Origin of the sequence: Nonomuraea sp. ATR24 (assembly GCF_041950485.1) — a bacterium.
Taxonomy (GTDB): Bacteria; Actinomycetota; Actinomycetes; order Streptosporangiales; family Streptosporangiaceae; genus Nonomuraea; species Nonomuraea ceibae.
The window spans coordinates 422,129-441,143 of the sequence record NZ_JBGNUU010000001.1; the positions used below are offsets into that span (position 1 = coordinate 422,129).

Annotated in this window: 20 protein-coding genes; 9 read left to right on the forward strand and 11 right to left on the reverse strand. The window is 72.5% G+C overall.

Going from position 1 to position 19,015, the window contains the following annotated elements; all coding sequences use genetic code 11:
• Positions 1 to 17: 17 nt before the first annotated feature.
• The 4 genes from secA2 to ACBI99_RS02045 form a co-directional block, all read right to left on the reverse strand.
• Positions 18 to 2,216 (reverse strand): accessory Sec system translocase SecA2, encoded by a 2,199-nt coding sequence (gene secA2 / locus ACBI99_RS02030; protein ID WP_375071551.1) that lies wholly within the window; start codon positions 2,214 to 2,216, stop codon positions 18 to 20.
• A gap of 131 nt (positions 2,217 to 2,347) precedes the next feature.
• A complete protein-coding gene (locus ACBI99_RS02035; RefSeq protein WP_357593699.1) occupies positions 2,348 to 3,229 on the reverse strand; it encodes an EamA family transporter in 882 nt (293 codons plus the stop codon).
• 191 nt (positions 3,230 to 3,420) lie between these two features.
• Entirely contained in the window at positions 3,421 to 4,236 is an 816-nt protein-coding gene (locus tag ACBI99_RS02040; RefSeq protein WP_219517965.1) for an SAM-dependent methyltransferase, read from the reverse strand.
• 49 nt (positions 4,237 to 4,285) lie between these two features.
• Positions 4,286 to 4,882 carry a nucleotidyltransferase gene (locus ACBI99_RS02045; protein ID WP_219517967.1) on the reverse strand — a complete coding sequence of 199 codons (597 nt, stop codon included), beginning with the start codon at positions 4,880 to 4,882 and terminating at the stop codon, positions 4,286 to 4,288.
• 68 nt (positions 4,883 to 4,950) lie between these two features.
• Here ACBI99_RS02045 and ACBI99_RS02050 point away from each other — a divergent pair, with 68 nt between their 5' ends.
• Positions 4,951 to 5,436, forward strand: coding sequence for a DUF1360 domain-containing protein (locus ACBI99_RS02050; RefSeq protein WP_219517969.1), 486 nt, complete (start codon positions 4,951 to 4,953; stop codon positions 5,434 to 5,436).
• Here ACBI99_RS02050 and ACBI99_RS02055 read toward each other — a convergent pair.
• The gene (locus ACBI99_RS02055) at positions 5,433 to 6,389 is read right to left on the reverse strand and encodes a TIGR03557 family F420-dependent LLM class oxidoreductase (RefSeq protein WP_357592845.1); all 957 of its coding nucleotides are present in this window, start codon (positions 6,387 to 6,389) and stop codon (positions 5,433 to 5,435) included. The genes ACBI99_RS02050 and ACBI99_RS02055 overlap by 4 nt on opposite strands.
• Before the next feature lie 70 nt (positions 6,390 to 6,459).
• Between ACBI99_RS02055 and ACBI99_RS02060 the strand changes: the two genes are divergently transcribed.
• Positions 6,460 to 6,609, forward strand: coding sequence for a GPGG-motif small membrane protein (locus tag ACBI99_RS02060; RefSeq protein WP_020543887.1), 150 nt, complete (start codon positions 6,460 to 6,462; stop codon positions 6,607 to 6,609).
• 183 nt (positions 6,610 to 6,792) lie between these two features.
• Complete coding sequence (locus tag ACBI99_RS02065; protein ID WP_375071552.1) at positions 6,793 to 8,517, forward strand: SpoIIE family protein phosphatase; 1,725 nt, start codon at positions 6,793 to 6,795, stop codon at positions 8,515 to 8,517.
• 11 nt (positions 8,518 to 8,528) lie between these two features.
• Here the strand turns inward: ACBI99_RS02065 and ACBI99_RS02070 are convergent, their stop codons facing one another.
• From ACBI99_RS02070 to ACBI99_RS02080, 3 genes are read right to left on the reverse strand one after another with little or no spacing between them, the layout of a single operon-like run.
• On the reverse strand, positions 8,529 to 9,251 hold the full coding sequence (locus tag ACBI99_RS02070; protein WP_219517975.1) for a metallophosphoesterase: 723 nt from the start codon (positions 9,249 to 9,251) through the stop codon (positions 8,529 to 8,531).
• Complete coding sequence (locus tag ACBI99_RS02075) at positions 9,244 to 9,492, reverse strand: BON domain-containing protein (RefSeq protein WP_219517977.1); 249 nt, start codon at positions 9,490 to 9,492, stop codon at positions 9,244 to 9,246. Before ACBI99_RS02075 ends, ACBI99_RS02070 begins: the two co-directional genes overlap by 8 nt.
• 44 nt (positions 9,493 to 9,536) lie before the next feature.
• The gene (locus ACBI99_RS02080) at positions 9,537 to 10,538 is read right to left on the reverse strand and encodes a DNA topoisomerase IB (RefSeq protein WP_357592843.1); all 1,002 of its coding nucleotides are present in this window, start codon (positions 10,536 to 10,538) and stop codon (positions 9,537 to 9,539) included.
• 55 nt (positions 10,539 to 10,593) lie between these two features.
• Here ACBI99_RS02080 and ACBI99_RS02085 point away from each other — a divergent pair, with 55 nt between their 5' ends.
• From ACBI99_RS02085 to ACBI99_RS02095, 3 genes are read left to right on the forward strand one after another with little or no spacing between them, the layout of a single operon-like run.
• Positions 10,594 to 10,851, forward strand: a complete 258-nt coding sequence (locus tag ACBI99_RS02085) for a hypothetical protein (protein WP_219517981.1) — start codon at positions 10,594 to 10,596, stop codon at positions 10,849 to 10,851.
• Positions 10,852 to 10,859: 8 nt separating this feature from the next.
• A complete protein-coding gene (locus ACBI99_RS02090; protein WP_357592839.1) occupies positions 10,860 to 11,867 on the forward strand; it encodes an SDR family oxidoreductase in 1,008 nt (335 codons plus the stop codon).
• A 45-nt stretch (positions 11,868 to 11,912) separates the two neighbouring features.
• Entirely contained in the window at positions 11,913 to 13,739 is a 1,827-nt protein-coding gene (locus ACBI99_RS02095; protein ID WP_375071553.1) for a transketolase, read from the forward strand.
• Positions 13,740 to 13,796: 57 nt separating this feature from the next.
• Here the strand turns inward: ACBI99_RS02095 and ACBI99_RS02100 are convergent, their stop codons facing one another.
• Together ACBI99_RS02100 and ACBI99_RS02105 are read right to left on the reverse strand one after the other, a co-directional pair.
• Complete coding sequence (locus ACBI99_RS02100; RefSeq protein ID WP_219517985.1) at positions 13,797 to 14,180, reverse strand: ChaB family protein; 384 nt, start codon at positions 14,178 to 14,180, stop codon at positions 13,797 to 13,799.
• Between the two features lie 13 nt (positions 14,181 to 14,193).
• Complete coding sequence (locus ACBI99_RS02105; protein WP_219517986.1) at positions 14,194 to 14,475, reverse strand: hypothetical protein; 282 nt, start codon at positions 14,473 to 14,475, stop codon at positions 14,194 to 14,196.
• A gap of 59 nt (positions 14,476 to 14,534) precedes the next feature.
• On the opposite strand from ACBI99_RS02105, the gene ACBI99_RS02110 reads away from it, so the two are divergent.
• The 3 genes from ACBI99_RS02110 to ACBI99_RS02120 all read left to right on the forward strand — a co-directional run bounded on the left by ACBI99_RS02110 (position 14,535) and on the right by ACBI99_RS02120 (position 18,239).
• A complete protein-coding gene (locus tag ACBI99_RS02110; protein WP_357592835.1) occupies positions 14,535 to 15,023 on the forward strand; it encodes a shikimate kinase in 489 nt (162 codons plus the stop codon).
• Between the two features lie 12 nt (positions 15,024 to 15,035).
• Positions 15,036 to 15,590: a GNAT family N-acetyltransferase gene (locus tag ACBI99_RS02115; RefSeq protein ID WP_219517988.1), complete on the forward strand. Its 555-nt coding sequence runs from the start codon at positions 15,036 to 15,038 to the stop codon at positions 15,588 to 15,590.
• Positions 15,591 to 15,698: 108 nt separating this feature from the next.
• Complete coding sequence (locus tag ACBI99_RS02120; RefSeq protein WP_375071554.1) at positions 15,699 to 18,239, forward strand: protein kinase; 2,541 nt, start codon at positions 15,699 to 15,701, stop codon at positions 18,237 to 18,239.
• Here the strand turns inward: ACBI99_RS02120 and ACBI99_RS02125 are convergent.
• Complete coding sequence (locus ACBI99_RS02125; protein WP_357592831.1) at positions 18,205 to 18,933, reverse strand: hypothetical protein; 729 nt, start codon at positions 18,931 to 18,933, stop codon at positions 18,205 to 18,207. The two genes, ACBI99_RS02120 and ACBI99_RS02125, sit on opposite strands and share 35 nt — an antisense overlap.
• Positions 18,934 to 19,015 lie beyond the last annotated feature (82 nt).

Sequence of the window (19,015 nt, forward strand, 5' to 3'; positions counted from 1 at the left end):
GTACCTGCCATCCTCTGTCAGGTACGCGAACCGCCTTTGACCCGCTTGAGAATCCGGTCCCACTCGGTGCCGAACGGGTTGTCCTGCACCAGATAGGTCCAGGTCGCCTGCGGGCGCTTGAGATCGGGCTCGGGCGCCTCGAACGACTCCAGCGACCGGCGCTCCACCTCGGCCAGCAGCCGCTTGTACTCCGCCACCGCCTCCCGCTGATACTCGTCGACGGGGCTCATCCGGCCCAGCGCCCGCAGGTGGATGCCCTCGCGCAGGTCGGTGAGGAACGCCAGGTGCTCGGTCCAGCAGCGGTCGATCGCGTGCAGCACGATCTGCCTGGCCGTCTCCTCCCGGGTGTCCTCGGGCATCGACTCCCAGCGCTCCGGGTCGGCCTCCTTGAGCGCCTTGGCCGCCGCGTCGCCGTGCAGCACCTTGTCGCGCCACTCCAGGATGAGCTCGCGCTGCTGCTCCAGCAGCCGGGTGTAGCGCCAGGTGTTGCGGTGGATCTGCAGGTTGACGCCCTCCGCCACCCGCTGCGCGTGACCCACCAGGTAGGCGCCGCGCCGGTGCCTGACGATGCCGTCGGCGTCGGCCGCCGGCGGCCGCTCGTCCGGCGTGTACTGCGTGATCAGGTCGTCGCCCATGCTGACGAAGAACACCGAGCCGCCCGGGTCGCCCTGGCGGCCCGCCCGGCCGCGCAACTGGTCGTCCAGGCGGCTGCTGGAGTGGCGGCCGGAGCCGATCACGTACAGGCCGCCGAGCTCCGCAACGCCGTCGCCGAGCCGGATGTCGGTGCCCCGGCCCGCCATCTGCGTCGAGACGGTGATCGCGCCGCGCTCGCCCGCCCTGGCGATGATCGCGGCCTCCTCGGCGTCGTTCTTGGCGTTGAGCACCACCGGCTCCAGGTTGCGGCGCTGGAGCAGCATGGCCAGGTTCTCCGACTCGGCCACGTCGAGCGTGCCGATGAGGATCGGCCTGCCGGTCTCGTGCACCGCCTGGATCTCCTCGACCAGCGCCGCGTCCTTGTCGGGCACCGTCGGGTAGATGCGGTCGGGCTCGTCCTTCCTGACGCACGGCCGGTTGGACGGGATCACCGCGACCTTCAGCCCGTAGAACTCGCCGAGCTGCTCGCTCACCGCCACCGCGGTGCCCGTCATGCCGCACACCCTCGGGTAGCGCCTGATCAGGCCCTGCACGGTGATCGAGTCGAGGATCTCGCCCTTCTCGCTCGGCGGCAGCGCCTCCTTGGCCTCCACCGCCGCCTGCAGGCCGGCGGGCCAGCGCTGCAGCACCGCCACCCGGCCGCGCGAGGGGTTGATGAGCTGCACCTTGCCGTCACGCACGATGTAGTCGACGTCGCGGGTCAGCAGCGCGTGGGCGTGCAGGGCCAGGTTGACCTCGATCAGCGTGCCCGGCTCGTGCTCGTCGTAGAGCTCGACGCCCAGCAGGTTCTCCACCGTCTCGGCGCCCTTCGGCGTCAGGTAGACGTTGCGCGCCTGCTCGTCGATCTCGTAGTGGTAGCCCCGGATGAGCTGCCTGACCAGGACCGCCAGCTCCGGCACCGCGTTGCCCGCGTCGGCCGCCCCCGCCATCACCAGCGGCACCCTCGCCTCGTCGACGAGCACCGAGTCGGCCTCGTCGATCAGCGCCACCTCCGGCTCCGGCACGATGATCTCGTCCGCCGACGTGCGCATCCGGTCACGCAGCACGTCGAAGCCGATCTCGCTCACCGGCCCGTACGTGACGTCCTTCGCGTAGGCGTCGCGCCGCTCCTCCGGGGTGGAGTTCTGGTCGATCCAGCCGACGGTGACGCCCAGGGCCGCGTAGAAGGGGGCCATCCACTCGGCGTCGCGGCGGGCCAGGTAGTCGTTGACCGACATCACGTGCACGCGCCTGCCCTGCAGCGCGTAGCCGGCCGCCGCCATCGCCCCGGACAGCGTCTTGCCCTCGCCGGTGGCCATCTCGGCCACCTTGCCGTCGAGGAGCGCGAGTGTCCCGAGCAACTGCACGTCGTACGGCCTGAGCCCGAGCGTGCGGTCGGCGGCCTCACGGGCGACGGCACAGAACTCGGCCAGGTCGCTCATGTCGGGCCTGGGCAGCTCATCCAGTTTGCCGATCCGGTCGGCGCGGGCGTGAGCCGCCTTCACGACCTTCTGGTACGGCGTCAGGGGGGTGCCTCCCGGACGGTCCAGCAGGTTCCTGACAAATCCTGTAATCGAGGCCACAGTTCCTCCAACGCACGCTCCGCCGCCACCGTTCCCCCGTACCGGCCCGTACCGGCGGCCTGGGAGCGGAGCGACGACACGACAGGCGTCGCCGTACGGACCCTAACCCATACGGCGACCCTGCCTCACGCTCACTCCTCCCGTGCCCTCGCCACCGCCGCCACCAGCAGCAGTACGCACCCCGCCCAGGCCGACGGCGACAGCCGCTCCCCGAACACCAGCACGCCCAGCACGGCCGCCCCCGCCGCTTCCCCCAGCGACACGATCGACACCGTCGTCGCCCGCAGCGCCGTCAACGCGCGGAAGAACAGCAGGTACGCCAGCGCCGTCGGCACCGCCCCCAGATAGGCGAGCAGCGCCACGCTCTGCCACCCGCCCACCGGGACCACCCCGCCGGCCAGCGCGAACGGCGCCAGGCACACCGCCCCCACGACGAACCCGCCCACGGCCATCCCCTGGGAGTCGTCCCGGTGCCGCCGCGAGTACAACGTCACCCCGGCATACCCGGCGGCCGACAGCAACCCGAGCCCCACCCCGGCCGGCGTCCCCTCCCCGGACGGCGTGGCGAGCGTCCCGGTGGGGGTGGCCGGCTCGGGGTGGGGGGTCGTGGTGAGGAGGACGAGGCCCGTCAGGGCGGTGAGGAGGGCGGCGAGGCCGGCGCGGCCGAGGCGTTCGCCGAGCAGGAGCCGGCCGCCGAGGGCGGTGAAGACCGGCGTGGCGCCCATCGTGACGACCGTGGCGATCGCGACGCCCGAGTGCGCGATGGCGCCGAAGTAGGCGGTCTGGTAGACGGCCATCCCGGCGCCGACGACGGCGACGCGGCCGTCGAGGCGGAGGCCGCGGGCGAGCGGCAGCAGGAAGATCGCCCCGAGGAGGTAGCGCCAGAAGGACACGTCCAGGGCGTCGAGCCCGCCGCCGGCGAACAGGAGGGCTCCGGCGGCGCCGCCGGTGCCCCAGGCCGCGGCGGCGGTGGCGACGTACAGCGTGGCACGCCGGGTGGTGAGCTGGGTCATGACAGATGTGCTCCGATGAGGAGTGGTGGATTGGGCCCGGATGCGGGCAGCAACCACCACCGGATCTGTCAGACCCGGAGATTCAGGGAAGGCCGCCCGCTAGCGGGCGGGCGGAGGCGAACAGATGAGGCGTCGCGGCATGCCACCACCCTAGCTCCGCACGGGCCCCGGGCTCATCCCCTTAATCGCGGTCAGGGCTTGCGGGCGACGCCGCCCAGCAGGATCTCCTCCCAGGGGGCGAGCGGGCCGGGGAGCCGGTCGTCGGGGTGCCATTGGGGGAAGTGGACGACGCCGGGTTCGACGAGGTCGAGGCCGGCGAAGAAGCGGGTGATGCTCTCGCGGCCGCGGAAGTGGCCGGTGCCCATGGTGACCTGGAGCATCGTCTCCAGCGCCTGGGCCTTGGGGTTGGGGCCGGACATGAAGTTGGAGGCGGCCAGGTGGCTGCCGGAGGGCAGCGTCGCCATGTAGCGCCGGATGAGCGCGTGCGGGTCGTCCTGGTCGGGGATGAGGTGGAGGAGCCCGATGGCGAGGACGGCGACGGGCTGGTGGAAGTCGATGAGGCGGCGCAGTTCGGGGTGGCCGAGGACGGCGGGGATGTCGCGGACGTCGGCGGTGATGGCGGTGGCGTGGTCGTTGCGGGCCAGGATGGCGCGGGCGTGCGGTTCGACCATCGGGTCGAGGTCGACGTAGACGACGCGGGCGGAGCTGTCGGCGAACTGGGCGACCTCGTGGGTGTTCTCGACGGTGGGCAGCCCGGCGCCGAGGTCGACGAACTGGCGGACCCCGGCCTGGCGGACGAGGTAGTCGACGACGCGGCCGATGAAGGCGCGGTTGCACCAGACCAGGTCGACGACCTCGGGCACGGCGTCCTTGAGGCGGCGGGCCACGGCCCTGTCGGAGGCGAAGTTCTCGGTGCCGCCGAGCAGGGCGTCGTGCACCCGGGCGACACTGGGCCGCTCCGCGTCGACGCCGGGCGGTATCCACTCGTGGCCGGATTGGATGGTCACCTGCGCCCCCCTTCGAGAGGTTGACGCGGATCGTACCCATTGTCCGGGTCTACGGCCAGGTGGGGTCGCCGGCGGGGGTGACGGGGGCGTCGAGCACGTTGAGCCGTTCGAGCAGGGTGAGGAACGTCGAGGCGTACGGCGAGTCCGCCACGACCGCCGCCACCCGGTCCCAGTCGACCTGCTCGCGCAGCGCCCGCACCTGGGGCAGCAGCGCCCCGTAGTCGCAGGCGTGCTCGGAGAGCGGCAGCAGCCAGGAGATGACCAGGTCGGTGGCCTCCAGCACGGGCACGATGACGGCCGACGCCTTCATCGGCTCGGCGCGGGCGAGAAGCGCCGGGGTGACCTCCTGGTCCGACACCTTGAAGATCAGGTCCACCAGCCGGCCCTCGTCGTACGCCTTGACCAGCCAGTCCTCGGGGGGTTTGGCCGTCTCGAAGCCGGCCGAGCGCAGCGCCTCCAGCGCGGCGGGCACGTCGTGCTCGGCGAGCACGAAGTCCACGTCGTGCAGCGACGGCGCGGCCCCCCTGGCGTAGGCCGCGCAGCCGCCGGCCAGCGCGAACCTCACCCCGGCGTCCTTCAACGCGGAGCTGGCTCGCTTCAGCGTGTCGAGGATGGCGTCGGTGACTTCGTGGCCGTGGCTGCTCATGTGTGCGGGCTACCCTCACGATCGCCGAATAGGCGTGATCACGGGCGTTCGGGGTAGCGCGAGGCCCCATGACGCAATTCCTGGAAAGGACCGAGCAGGAGTACCAGGGCGAGCATGATCGCCCGCTCGGCACGTACGTGAGGATCATGGGCACGTACGGGGTACTGGTCGGCGCGGCGGCGGCCGCGGCGGCGCTGACCGGGCGGCGGGCGCCGGACCGGGTCGGGCTCATGGACCTGGGGCTGATGGCGGCGTGCACGCACAAGGTGGCGCGGCTGCTGGCCAAGGACCCGGTCACGAGCCCGCTGCGGGCGCCGTTCACCCGGTACGAGGGCGTGAGCGGCCCGTCGGAGCTCAAGGAGGAGCCGCGCAACACGATGGGCGAGCTGCTGAGCTGCCCGTTCTGCATCGCGCAGTGGGCGGCCACCGGTTACGCCATCGGCCTGGTGTTCGCGCCGCGGGTGACGCGGCTGGCGGGGGCGGCGATGACGGCGGTGGCCGCGTCGGACTGGCTGCAGCTGGCCTACGCGAAGCTGATGAAGTCGGCTTCCTAGCCTCTGACCAGCGGCAGCACCTGGCGCTGGTAGAAGTCGAAGAAGGCGTCCTGCTCGGGGCCGATCTGGCTGACGTAGACCTCGTCGAAGCCGGCGTCCACGTACTCGCGCAGGGCGCGGGCGTGGACCTCGGGGTCGGGGCCGCACGGGGTGCCGGCGACCGCCTCGTCCTCGGTGACGGAGGCGGCGAGCTGCTCGAAGTGCCGGGGCAGCGGCAGGATCTGGGACGCCTCGCCCTTGATGCCCTGGGTGGGCCACAGGCGGTGGACGGTCTTGCGCGCGCTCGCCTCGTCGGCGGCGTAGCACGCCTTGAGCCCGCCGAGGGTGGGCTTGCCGGCGCCGCCCGCCTGGCGGAACTTCTCCACGCTTTCGGCGCTGGGGCCGGTGGAGACGTAGCCGTCGGCGATGCGGCCGGCCAGTTCGATGGACTTGTCCCCGAAGCCCGACATGTAGATGGGCGCGGGCTCGTCGGGCAGCGTGTAGAGCCGGGCGGTGTCCACCTGGTAGTGGCGGCCCCGGTGGGTGACGAGCTTGCCGGTGAACAGCTCCCGCATGAGGCCGACGGCCTCCTCCAGCATCTCCAGCCGTTCGGCGGCGGGCGGCCAGCGGGACTCGATGACGTGCTCGTTCAGCGCCTCCCCGGTGCCCACGCCGAGCCGGAACCGGCCGCCGGTGAGCGCGGCCGTGGTGGCGGTGGCCTGGGCCACGATGACGGGGTGGGTGCGCACGAGCGGGCAGGTCACGGCCGTGGTGATGGGCAGCGAGGTGGCCTCCGCGATCGCGCCGATGACCGTCCAGACGAACGGGGCCTGTCCCTGCTCGTCGAGCCAGGGGTGGAAGTGGTCGGAGATCCACAGTGCCTCGAACCCGGCGCGTTCGGCGGCCTTGGCCTGGCGGACCAGCTCGCGGGGCCCGTGCTCCTCGCAGGACAGGAAGTAGCCGTATGTCGTCATGCGGCTACCCTTCCCGTCGCCGGAACGGAAAACATGTTAAGTGTCGAATCAGCGGGGCAGTTGCTGGCTCATGGCTACTTTGCTCTGGATCATCGCGGTAATCCTCGTCATCGCCGGGATCTATGTGATCCTGGCCCGTCGCGATCTCCTGTGGGGGATCGTCCTTATCGTTCTCGGTTTCCTCGTCGGGCCTGGCGGGGTCAGTATCTTCAATGTTTAGGCAGGTCAGCGGTCAGTCTCATCCGCTGGGCCGAACTCCGAGACCGGCCCAGCGGAACCAATAAACAGTTTTTGCTTAAATATCGCCCCACGCCGAACTCAGTGCCACTCCTAAGGGCATGGGCGTGGGGTGAGTGATTTGCCGTCGTTCAGCCGTTACGAGACGGGCGCAGCCTCGGCGAGAGTGCGTGAGCAGCTCGCCAGGCTGCGCCTTCATCTGCGCAACGGGGCCGTCATCGACGAGGCCACCGCCCGGCTGGCGACCGGCCTGGACATCCGCCCGGCCGAGGCCGCCGAACGGCTGGCCAGGATGGCCAAGCAGAGCGGGCTCTCCCTGGTCGACGTCGCCCTGGGGGTCGAGCGCCCGCCGGAGCCCGAGGTCGTCGCCGCCGAGGTGCCGGGCTGGGTGCGCGGCATGCTGGAGGCGGTGCACGCCTCCGCCATCTACATCACGCCGGTCTGCGACGAGGCCGGGCGCGTGGTCGACTTCCGCATCGTCGCCGCGAACCGGCACGCCACGACGCCCGCCGGACTCACCGAGGACCAGCTCACCGGGCGGCGCCTGCTCACGGCCAGCCCCGGGGTGGCCAGCTCGGGCCTGCTCGACGACTACATCCGCGCGTACGAGAGCGGCGAGCCCGTGCAGCGGGTGCCGCTGGAGTTCGTGGAGGTCGTGGAGCACCGGGTGTGGCCGGCGACGCTGAGCGTGCGCGCGGCCCGGGTGGCCGACGGGCTGCTGGTCACCTGGCGGACGCTGGACGCCGAGGAGCTGCTGGTCACCGGCTGGGAACGCGCCCAGCGGCTGGCCGAGCTGGGGTGGGGCGAGTGGAACCTGGCCACCGAGAACGTCCTGTGGACGTCCGGCCTGTACGAGATGTTCGGCCGCAACCGGGACGATCCCCCGCTGACGCTGGAGGACGTCTCCAGCATGGTGGTGCCGGAGGACCTGCCGCTGGTGGACGACATGATGCGCTCGCTGCTGGAGTACCGCGAGGCGGTCGAGACGTCCTTCCGCGTCCAGCACCGCTACGGGGTGCGGCACCTGAGCGTGTTCAGCGAGCCGATCCTCGACGGCGACGGCGTGCCGGTGAAGGTCCGGTGGCTGGCCCAGGACGTGACGCGCACCCGCCGCAGGGAGCGGGCGCTGGCGGTGGCGCACGAGCAGGCCACCCGGCAGCGGCGGCGGGCCGAGGAGGAGCACGACCTCACCGTGCGGCTGCAGGACACGATCATGCCGCTGCGCCGCGGCCTCGTGCACACCCCGGGGCTCGCGGTCGGCGTACGGTATCTGCCGGCGGAGGAGCTGGCGCGGCTCGGCGGTGACTGGTTCAAGTCGCGGGTGCTGCCCGACGGCCGCACGCTGCTGGCGATCGGCGACGCGATGGGCCACGGGCTGACGGCGGCGAGCCTGATGCTGCAGATGCGCTCCGGCCTGGCCGGGCTCGCCTACACGGCGGCGCCCGCCGGGCAGCTCGCCACCTGGCTGAACGACCTGATCCTGCACTCCAACGAGGGCGTCACGGCGACCGGCACGGCGATCATCGGCCACTTCGACCCGTCGGACCGCACGTTCTCGTGGACCAGCGCCGGGCATCCCGGCCCGATCCTCGTCAGGAACGCCCGGGCGCGGCTGGTCGAGGCGGCGACGGGCACCATGCTGGGGGCCTTCGGCCCGGTCGAGTACAGCATGTGCGTCACCCCGCTGGAGCCGGGCGACCTGCTGGTGCTCTACACCGACGGCATGGTGGAGCGGCGCGGCCGGGACCCGGACGCCGGGATGGAGGCGCTGGTCCAGGCGGCGCACTTCTGCGTCGGCGACGACCCGGAAGAGGTGATCGACTGCCTGCTGGGACGGCTGGGCGGCGGCTCGGACGACGACATCTGCCTGATGGCCGTGCGCGTCCTCTGAGGAGCCGCCCCTCAGAAGCCGTTGAGGCAGTAGACCGCGTACGCCCGGCCCAGCACCGGCAGGGCCACGTTGCGGACGCGGATGCCGCCCGGCGTCATGCCCTTCTCGCTGCCCTTGTGCGCATGGCCGTGCAGGATGAGGTCGGCCCCGGCCGTGTCGACGGCCTCGGCCAGCAGGTAGCTGCCGAGGAAGGGGTAGATCTCGTGCGGCTCGCCCTCCAGCGTCTCCTTGACGGGCGAGTAGTGCGACAGCACCACGCGCCGGTCGGCCTGGATGTCCTTGAGGGCACGCTGCCACGCCTCGGCGATGTAGCGGGTGTGCGCCACGAAGTCCTTGATCTCCCGCTCGCCGAACTCGCTGGCGCACTTGCCGGCGAACCCGCCGCCGAAGCCCTTGCCGCCGACCACGCCGAGCCGGACCGGGCCGCAGTCGAGGACCGCGCCGTCGTCGTCGAGCACGATGATCCCGGCGTCACGCAGCTCGCTCGTGATCTCGTGCTGGAGATCGGAGTGGTAGTCGTGGTTGCCGAGCACGGCGACGACGGGCACCGGCAGGTCGCGCAGCTCGTCGGCCACCAGCCTGCCTTCCTCCAGCGTGCCGTGCCGGGTCAGGTCACCGGCGACCATGAGCACGTCGGCGCGTTCCTCGATGCCTTCCAGGCGCTTGCGGTACTGGCCCCGGACGTCCTCGCCCAGGTGGATGTCTCCTACGGCTGCTATGCGCAATTCAGTCAAGATGCTCTACCTCCCCGGGCTCGGTCACCTCGACGACGTTGATCTCGTTGTGCACGTGCAGGTCGGGGGCGGCCTCCCTGGCCACCTCGGCGAGCCTGTCGCGCTGTTCGGCGCCGCTCACCTGGCCGCGCAGGAACAGCTGGTCGCCGCGCACGTCGACGTGGATGCCGAGCTCGTGCGTACGACCGTCCTGTGCCATCGCCTCCTGGACGCGGGCCGCGACGTACTGCGGAGCTTCCATGGCTTCCTCCTTACTCTGACGCCGCATGCCCCTGGACGAACAGCTCAAACAGCAACGAGAAGGTCGATGACCGCGCGCTCCACGGTCCCGTGCGTGGCGAGCATGCCGTGGTCGACGTCCGCCCCGAGCTCGGTCAGCGCGCCCGCGATCGTCCGGCCGCGCTCGTACGCCTCGATCACGCGCGGATCCACGTACGAGGAGCGGGCGACCGTCGGGGTGTTGCCCAGGTACTCCGAGACCTCGCGCATGACCCGGGTGATCGCGCGCTTCCTGGCCGTGGCCGAGTCCGCCTCCTTGGACACCGCGAGGCCGACGGCGGCCAGGACCGTGGCGTGCCAGGTGCGGAAGTCCTTGGCGGTGAAGTCGCCGATGGTGTCGCGCAGGTAGGCGTTGATGTCCTCGCTACGCACGTCGGCCCAACCGCCGTCGTCGCGCCGGTAGCGCAGCAGCTCGCCGTCGGCGCGCAGCGCCTTGAGCGACCTGATGACCCGGCAGGCGCCCGCGTCGGCCACCTCCACCTCGCGCGGGATGTCGCCCTTGGCCGGGTAGCAGCAGGTCACGGTGTTGCCTGAGCAGGTGACGTGCTCCATCCTGAGCGTGGCCAGGCCGTAGGTGTCGTAGCTCTCGCCGCCCACGCGGAAGAAGCCCACGTCCAGCAGCCGCGCGGCGGCGGCCAGCACCCGCTGCCGGGTCAGGCCGCGCCCGGCGAGCTGGTCGTCCACGGTCTTCCTGAAGGCCGGCAGTCGCTCGGCCAGCTCCAGCACCCGGTCGAACTTGGCCTCGTCCTGCTGCCGCCGCCACTCCTCGTGGTAGAGGTACTGCCGGCGGCCCGCGGCGTCGGTTCCGGCCGCCTGCAGATGGCCGTGCTCGGAGGCGCAGATCCACACGTCGGTCCAGGCCGGGGGGATGACGAGCGCCTTGATGCGCTCCAGCGTCGCCGGGTCGCGCACCGGCTCTCCGTCCGGCCCGTGATAGCTGAAGCCGCGCCCGCGGCGGCGCCGCACGATGCCCGGCTCGTTCTGGTCACTGGGATGCAGGTCCGGCACGCCGGCCCGGCTACCCACGACGTTAGGCGGCAAACGGCACGGGCAGGTGGCCCCCATGACTGAAGACCGGAATTGGCAAGAGACCAGGGACGGCCGCGGCCACGCCATGGTCCCCGCCACGCCGCGCGACGTGGTGCACATCCGGGTGGGCTCGTTCCTCCTGGTGTTCCTGTTCGCCTTCGCCGTGCTCGGCGTCATCGCCCGCGCGCCCGTCATCACCGGGATCGCCGTCGTGTTCGCCGTGGTGGTCGTGATCGACATCGTCATGGCCGTACGCCGTCAGAAGAACCGCGACACAGGAGAGGCGGGCTGAACTCCCCCATGTCAGCACATCCCCTCCAGGACAAGGTCGTCGTCGTCACCGGCGCCAGCGGCGGCGTCGGCCGCGCGGTCGTGCGCGAGCTCGGCCGCCAGGGCGCCAAGGTGGCGCTGATCGCCCGGGGCACGACCGGGCTGGGCGCCGCCGCCGTGGACGTCGGCGCCGCCGGCGGCGTCGGGCAGGTGTACGAGGCCGACGTCGCCGACTACGAGCAGGTACGGCAGGCGGCCGAGCAGGCCGAGGCCGACCTGGGCCCCATCGACGTGTGGATCAACGTCGCCTTCTCCTCGGTGTTCGCCCCGTTCACCGACATCGAACCCGCCGAGTTCGAGCGCACCACCGCCGTCACGTACCTGGGCTACGTCTGGGGCACCAGGGTCGCCCTGGACCTGATGCGGCCGCGCGGGCGCGGCGCGATCGTGCAGGCAGGCTCGGCGCTCTCCTACCGCGGCATCCCCCTGCAGTCGGCCTACTGCGGAGCCAAGCACGCCATCAAGGGCTTCACCGAATCGGTCCGCACCGAACTGCTGGCCGAGCGGAGCGGCATCCACATCACCATGGTGCAGCTGCCGGCCGTCAACACGCCGCAGTTCGACTGGGTGCTGTCGAAGCTGCGCCGCCACCCCCAGCCCGTTCCCCCGATCTACCAGCCGGAGGTCGCGGCCCGGGGCATCGTGCACGCCGCCGCGCATCCCGAGCGCAAGGAGTACTGGGTGGGCTCCATGACCGTGGCCACGCTGCTGGCCCAGCGCATCGCCCCCGCGCTCGTGGACCGCTACCTGGGCAGGACCGGCGTGGACTCCCAGCAGACCGGCGAGAAGCCGCCCAGCGGCGTGGCCAACCTGTGGGAGCCCGCCGACGAGACGGCCGACTACGGCGCGCACGGCAGCTTCGACAGCAAGAGCCACGGCCGCAGCCCGCAGCTCTGGCTCTCCCGCCACCGCGGGGCCGTGACGGCGCTGGCGGGCGCGGCGGCCGGGGCCGTCCTGCTCCGCCGCGTGCTGCGCTGACCCGCTCGCGAGCCCTGCCGTCCAAGCCGACCAGGAGGTGGCCTGATGGCCGACCTAGATCTTCAGTTCCTCGGGGAGCTGGCGGCGCAGTTGCGGGTCGACTCCGTGCGCGCCGCCGCCGCGGCCGGATCCGGCCACCCCACGTCGTCGATGTCCGCGGCCGACCTGATGGCCGTGCTGTTCGCCGGCCACCTGCGCTACGACTTCGCCGATCCCGCCAACCCGGCCAACGACCATCTGATCTTCTCCAAGGGGCACGCGTCACCGCTGCTCTACTCGCTGTACAAGGCCGCCGGGGCGATCAGCGACGAGGAGTTGCTGTCGTTCAGGAAGCGCGGCAGCCGCCTGGAGGGCCACCCGACGCCGCGCCTGCCCTGGGTCGAGGTGGCCACCGGCTCCCTCGGCCAGGGGCTGCCCGTGGGCGTGGGCGTGGCCCTGGCCGGGCGGCTGGAACGCATGCCGTACCAGGTGTGGGTGCTCTGCGGGGACAGCGAGCTCGCCGAGGGCTCGGTGTGGGAGGCCGCCGAGCACGCCGGCAGCGAGGGCCTGTCGAACCTCACGCTCGTCGTGGACGTGAACCGGCTCGGCCAGCGCGGCCCCACCCGGCACGGCTGGGACCTGGGCGCGTACGCGCGGCGGTTCGGCGCGTTCGGCTGGCATACCGTCGAGGTGGACGGGCACGATCCCGGCCAGATCGACTACGCGCTCGGCGACGCCCGCAGCACGCGCAGGCGGCCCACCGTGATCCTGGCCAAGACGCGCAAGGGCGAGGGCGTCCTGGAGGTCGAGAACCGCGAGGGCGCGCACGGCAAGGCGCTCAAGGAGCCGGACCTGGCGGTCGAGGAGCTGGGCGGCCGGCGTGACCTGCGCGTCGAGGTGCGCAAGCCGGACAACGGGGGCGACCCGTACCGGTTCCCCGACGGGGAGCTGCGGCTGCCCGAGTACGAGCTCGGCGCGCGGGTCGCCACCAGGACGGCGTACGGCGAGGCGCTGGCGGCGCTCGGCGCGGCGCGCGGCGACGTGGTCGCGCTCGACGGCGAGGTGGCCGACTCGACCAAGGCCGAGGCGTTCGCCCAGCAGTTCCCCGAGCGGTTCTTCGAGATGTACATCGCCGAACAGCAGCTCGTCGCCGCCGCCGAGGGCCTGCGCATCCGCGGCTGGATCCCGTACGCGGCCACCTTCGCCGCCTTCCTGACCCGCGCCCACGACTTCATCCGGATGGCCGGAGTGTCCCAGTCGTCGATCCGGCTGGTCGGCTCGCACGCGGGCGTGTCGATCGGCGAGGACGGGCCGTCCCAGATGGGGCTGGAGGACCTGGCCATGATGCGCGCCGTCTACGGCAGCACCGTGCTCTACCCGTGCGACGCCAACCAGACGGCGGCGCTGACGGCCGAGATGGCGGACCTGTTCGGCGTCGCCTACCTGCGCACCACGCGGGGGGACACGCCGGTCGTCTACCCGCCCGGCGAGCGGTTCCCCGTGGGCGGCTCCCGCGTGCTGCGCCACTCCCCCGCCGACCGGGCCACGATCGTGGCGGCGGGCATCACCGTGCACGAGGCCCTGGCCGCGCACGAAACGCTGGCCCGCGAGGGCATCCACGTGGGCGTGATCGACATGTACTCGGTCAAGCCCGTCGACGCCGCCGCCCTGGTCGAGGCGGCCACCACGACCGGCAACCTGATCACCGTCGAGGACCACCGGCCCGAGGGCGGCTTGGGCGACGCCGTCCTGGACGCGGTCAGCGAGCTCGGCCCGCGCGTCGTCAAACTCGCCGTCCACGGCCTGCCCGGCTCGGCGACCCCGCAGGAACAGCTCGCCGACGCCCGCATCGACCGGGACGCCATCGTCGCGGCGGTCAAGCGGCTCATCTGAGGCGCACACGCGAGAAGACCTCCACCCGGGCTCCGGGTGGAGGTCTTCTTCCTGCGGTCAGCGGGACTTGGCCGTGGCGCGCCGGTTGGCCTTCTTGATGGCGTCCACCAGCTCGGTCTTCTTCATCTTCGACCGGCCCTTGATCCCCAGCCTCGACGCCACCCCCTGCAGGTGATCCTTGCTGGCGTTGGCGTCGACGCCCTCGGCCGTGCGGCCGGACCGGTCCGTGGCCCCCTTGTCGGAAGGCCCCTTCTTCGCCTTCGGCTCCCAGTGGTCGCCGACCTTCTCGAAGGAGTGCTTCAGCGCCGCGAAGGCCGTCATGTGGGCGCGCCGGCCCTCGCCGTACTCCTCGACGGCCGAGTCGTGCGCCTTCATCCACGTGTCCTGCGCCTTCTTGGGCGAACGGCGGATGGTCTGCGGCAGTTCCTGACTGGCTGGCATGTGGCTTCACCTCCTACAGCGGCGGCTCGTCATGGTGCCGACGCTCCTCGTACACCGTGGTCCTGCGTGCCTCGGGCTCCTCGTAGATCTCGTGCCTGTGGACAGGCTGTTCGATCGGGCCCACGGCCCTGCGGGTCACGCTGATCCGGTAGATGCCGAAACCCAGCCCGACCAGCCCACCCAGCATGATGATGACGCCGACGATGTTGATGTCGAGACCGGCGAGGTCGAATTCGACGGCCCAGGTGAGGATCGCACCGAGCATGATGAGGATGATGCTTCCGGCGATGGTCATTTGCTTTACCTCCTTGGCACGAGAGAACCTCTATCCATATGTGGAAAAACAAACCAATCGTGGTGATCGGGCTGATGGGCAGCGGTAAGACGACCGCTGGCCGGCTCCTCGCGGAGTCCCTCGGGCTGCCCTTCAGCGACAGTGATCCGTTCCTGCAAGAGCGTTACGGGCTCAGCGCGGCCCAGATCGCCGCGCGTGACGGCGCCGACGTGCTGCACCGGCGCGAGGCCGAACACGTGCTGCACGAGCTCGCCGACGGGCCCAAGGTGATCGCCGCGGCGGCGAGCACGCTGGAGAGCCCCGAGGTGCGGGCCGCGCTGCGCGACGCGCTGGTCATCTGGCTCGACGCCGACGACGAGGTGCTGACGCAGCGGATGCGCTCCGGCGACCACCGGCCCGACTTCTCCCCCGCGGCGATGCGGGCCAGGCGCGAGCGCTTCTTCACCGAGGTGACGGACCTGAAGTACGACGTGGGGGCGTTGCGGCCGGAGGAGGTGCTGGCGGCGGTCCGCCGCGATATCGGCTTGCCCCCCGCCGAACAGGGCTGATAGCCATGGGCGATGTTCTCTGACAAACCTGTGCTGGTGGGCTCCCGCGTGACGCTGCGGCCGGTCGGCCCCGAACACGCCGAGGGCCTGTTCGAGCTGGTGTCCGACGCCGAGGTGCGGCGGCTCACCGGCTCGCACGGGGAGATCGACCTGGAGGCCGCCCGCCGCTGGTGCGCCACCCGGGCCGACCACGACGACCGCCTCGACCTGGCCATCATGGCCGGCGACAGCTACGTGGGCGAGGTGGTGCTCAACGAGCTCGACCCGGCCAACCTGTCGTGCAACCTGCGGATCGCGCTGCTCGGCTCGCGGGTGTTCGGCAAGGGCTACGGCACCGAGGCGATCGAGCTGGTGCTCGGCCACGCGTTCACCAGGACGCCGCTGCACCGCGTCAGCCTGTGGGTGCACACCTTCAACGAGCGGGCCAGGCACGTGTACAAGAAGGCCGGGTTCGTGGAGGAAGGCGTGCTCCGCGACGCGCTCCACTGGGACGGCGCCTGGCACGACTCGGTCATCATGTCCGTACTGCGGCCGGAATGGCTGGCAGGATCCCGGAGCCTGCAATAATGATCATGACCACGGGCTCCCCGAGGCGCGCGGGGAGCCTGTGGTGTCCTGGCACCAGGCGCAACCAAACGCCGCGGTCGCGCATCTAAGCCTTCGATGATGCGCTCGGTGCCCGGTGACCCCGACAGGCTTGGCGGCTACTGGCCGGCAGGCAGGCTCAGCGCGTCCCGGCGCGGCGTCGTCTACGACGCCTACGACGACGAGGGGCGCAGGTTCGCGGTCCTGGTGCCGCGCGGCGCGCTCCCCCCGATCCGGCCGGTCGCCCACCCGTGCCTGGCCGAGGTGGTCGAGGTCCGGCCCGACGCCGCGCCCGCCTACCTGGTCACCGCCTTCGCCGACGGGCCCTCCCTGCGCGAGGCCGTCGAGCGCCACGGCCCCTACTCCGGCGGCGAGCTCCTCACGCTCGCGTCCGCGGTCGCCGCCGCGCTGGCCGCCCTGCACGAGGCGGGCGTCGCCCACCAGGACTTACGGCCCGAGAAAGTGCTGCTGAGCGCCGACGGCCCCAAGGTCGTCGGCATCGGCGGGCCCGGCGCCGTCGCCGGCACCCGCACCTACATGGCGCCCGAGGTCTTCACCGGCGAGCCCGCCGGGCCTGCGGGCGACGTGTTCGCCTGGGGCGCCCTCGTGCTCTACGCGGCCACCGGGCGCGACCCCTTCAGCGGCGCCAGCCTGGGCGAGGTCATGCACCGGCTGCTGTCCGCCGACCCCGACCTGACCGTGCTGCCCGGCACGCTGCGGCCCCTCGTCGGCCGCGCCCTCGCCAAGGACCCCGCCGCCCGCCCCTCCGCCGCCGACCTGCCCGGCCCGCCGCCCGGCGGCCCCGCCGTCGTCCTGGCCCCCGGACTCACCGGCCCGCCGCCGCTCGGCGAGGTGGCCGAGCAGGTGTACGCCACGCTGACCGGCCCGCAACGCGCCGAGCTGCCGGGGCTGCTGCTGACGCTGCTCGAAGGCGGCCCGGCCCACGACGAGCACGGCACCCTGGCCCGCCTGGAGGAGGCCGGGCTGCTGGTGCGGCCCAGCCTGCGCGTTCCCCCGGTGGAGACGCCTGCGGGCACCCTGGTGGCGATCGGCGGCCACGGCATCGTCCCCGCCAGCGCCGCCCTCTACCGCGCCTGGCCCCGTCTCCGCACCTGGACCGCCCTCCACCCCGACACCGGCCACCCCGACACCGACCACCCTGCCCCCGACCACCCCGCTCCCGAGGACACCCCCGCGACCGTCCACCTTCCGGCGACCGCCCCTGCGGACGAGCCCCCTCTCACGGATTCCCCTGCGGGCGAGCTCCCTCATGCGGCCTCCCCCGCGGGCGGCCTACGTGGGCGGCTCTCTGGGGGTGACCGTCGTGAGCAGCCGCCGGCGGCCCCCTCTGCGGGCGCTCGGCGTTCGGGGCCCGCGCCCGAGGCGGAGGGCCGGGTGCGGCGGTTCCGTCCGCCCAGGCGCTTCCACGGCCCCGGGGCCCGGTGGCGGCGGCGGAGCGGGGTGGCGGCGCTGGCGGCGGCCGTGGCGCTGCTGGGCGTGGCCGTGGTGACCGTCAAGGAGCGGCCCGAGCAGGTCAGCCGGGACAACGCGCGCCTGGTGGCCGCCAGGGCGGAGGCGCTGCGCACCGAGGACCCGCAGACGGCGATGCGGCTCAGCGTCGCGGCGTGGCGGCTGGCCCCGGTGCGCGAGGCGCGGGCGGCGTTGCAGGCGTCGCTGTCGCAGGAGGAGCTGGGCGTGTTCACCGACCCGGTGCCCACCCGGGGCGCGCGTTATCGGCTGAGCGGCGACAGCCTGGTGCGGTGGGAGGGTGACGCGGTCACCGCGTGGGACGTCCCGACCGGCCGCCGGCTGGCGACCCACCCGCTGCCCCCGGCCACGACGGGCGTGAGCGACGACGGCCGCTACGCCGAGACGGCGGGCGGCACCCCGGTGGCGGTGGCGACGGGGGCGCAGACGGATGCCGCGTTCCTGGTCAGCGTGGGCGGCCGGACGGAGCTCTTCTCGGGCGGCGAGCGGCTGCTGGAGGTGGCGGGCGGCCGGGTGGCGCTCTCGCCCGACGGCCGCCGGGCGGCCGTCTCCAGGCCGGACGGCCGGGTGGAGCTGTGGGACGTGCCGAGGCGCGCGCTGACACGGGCGATCCGCGTCGCCCCCGAGGAGGGCGCGGCGCCGCTGGCGTTCAGCCCGGACGGCCGCCTGCTGGCGGTCGCGGGCGCGAAGACGTTCCTGATCGGCGCGTCCACCACCCGGACGCTGACCCCCACCTCCGACGCCCCCACCTCCGAGGCCCCCGCTCCCGCCGAAGCCGCATCCGAGGACACCGCCCCCGCCGAAGCCGCGTCCGGGGAGCCCTCCGGGCCGCCCGTGTTCAGCCCCGACGGCCGGTTGCTGGCCGTGGCGAGCGGCGCCGCCGTGCGGCTGTGGCGGGTCGGCGACGGGCGGCTGCTGAAGTCCGTCGCCCTGCAGTCCCCCGGCCACTCCTACACGTTCTCGGCCGACGGCCGCGCCCTGCACTACCTGAGCGGCCCCGGCACCGTGATCTCGCTCGACGTCCAGGAGACCGGCGAGGCACGGGCCGACGCGGTGCGGGAGGTGTGCGCCAAGGCCGGCGGGCTGAGCGAGGCCGAGTGGCGCAGGCTCATCCCGGAGACCGGCTACCGGCAGGTGTGCTGAGCGCGTGCCCGCAGCGGCGGGCCGGCCTGGTGCCGCCTGCGGTGAAGTCCGGGTCGAGCTCCACGTCCGTGAGGATGGTGCCCTCGACGGGCCGCCGCACCGTGGTCATCCGGCCGCAGTCGTAGAACACGTACGACCCGGCGTCCTGGCCGAGCACGAGCCACCGTTCGCGGGAGACCGGCTTGCCGTCGCCGTCGCGTACGGCGGCCCACTGGTTGGGGAAGCCGGCGAGCTGGAGCACGAGGTTGCCGTTGCCGTTGGCGTGGATGTCCTCGGCGCCGTCGGTCATCCAGCCGACGAGCACGAACCCCAGCCCGATGCCGACGAACGCGCTGGTCAGCACCCGCATCCCGGCCCGTCCGGCGGGCCGGGCGCGCAGCAGCCGGTACGGGACGAGGAAGCCGAGGAGTGCGACGGCCACGACGGTGACCAGCACCGGCAGCGCCAGGAACAGCACGACGAGCGTGGTGACGAGGCGGCCCAGGATGCCCGCCTGGTCGAGCCCGGCCTGTTCGGGGGTTATGCCGAAGGTGTCGTAGACGCTCTCGAAGCCCATGTACAGCAGCGCGTACAGCCCGACCGCCACGGGCACGACGACGGTGCCGAGCTTGTCGAACAGGTCCAGCACGCTGCCCCGGTCCACCGGCTCCGCTCCGGTGCGCTCCTCGGCGGGCAGCACCGTTTGATGACTCATGTGACGGCAGTGTGGCTTGTGAATATTGATAACGGATCGACGGGAGATAACCGATTGGGCGGCAAGCCGGCGACCAGAGGGC

Bases quoted from the DNA above. Each gene is read 5' to 3' on its own strand.
- ACBI99_RS02050 (WP_219517969.1), top strand. From the start codon at position 4,951: ATGACGCAATTCCTGGAAAGGACCGAGCAGGAGTACCAGGGCGAGCAT.
- ACBI99_RS02105 (WP_219517986.1), bottom strand. From the start codon at position 14,475: ATGACCATCGCCGGAAGCATCATCCTCATCATGCTCGGTGCGATCCTC.
- ACBI99_RS02055 (WP_357592845.1), bottom strand. From the start codon at position 6,389: ATGACGACATACGGCTACTTCCTGTCCTGCGAGGAGCACGGGCCCCGC.
- ACBI99_RS02095 (WP_375071553.1), top strand. From the start codon at position 11,913: ATGGCCGACCTAGATCTTCAGTTCCTCGGGGAGCTGGCGGCGCAGTTG.
- ACBI99_RS02075 (WP_219517977.1), bottom strand. From the start codon at position 9,492: ATGGAAGCTCCGCAGTACGTCGCGGCCCGCGTCCAGGAGGCGATGGCA.
- ACBI99_RS02035 (WP_357593699.1), bottom strand. From the start codon at position 3,229: ATGACCCAGCTCACCACCCGGCGTGCCACGCTGTACGTCGCCACCGCC.
- ACBI99_RS02090 (WP_357592839.1), top strand. From the start codon at position 10,860: ATGTCAGCACATCCCCTCCAGGACAAGGTCGTCGTCGTCACCGGCGCC.
- ACBI99_RS02060 (WP_020543887.1), top strand. From the start codon at position 6,460: ATGGCTACTTTGCTCTGGATCATCGCGGTAATCCTCGTCATCGCCGGG.
- ACBI99_RS02125 (WP_357592831.1), bottom strand. From the start codon at position 18,933: ATGAGTCATCAAACGGTGCTGCCCGCCGAGGAGCGCACCGGAGCGGAG.
- ACBI99_RS02085 (WP_219517981.1), top strand. From the start codon at position 10,594: ATGACTGAAGACCGGAATTGGCAAGAGACCAGGGACGGCCGCGGCCAC.
- ACBI99_RS02100 (WP_219517985.1), bottom strand. From the start codon at position 14,180: ATGCCAGCCAGTCAGGAACTGCCGCAGACCATCCGCCGTTCGCCCAAG.
- ACBI99_RS02045 (WP_219517967.1), bottom strand. From the start codon at position 4,882: ATGAGCAGCCACGGCCACGAAGTCACCGACGCCATCCTCGACACGCTG.
- ACBI99_RS02115 (WP_219517988.1), top strand. From the start codon at position 15,036: ATGTTCTCTGACAAACCTGTGCTGGTGGGCTCCCGCGTGACGCTGCGG.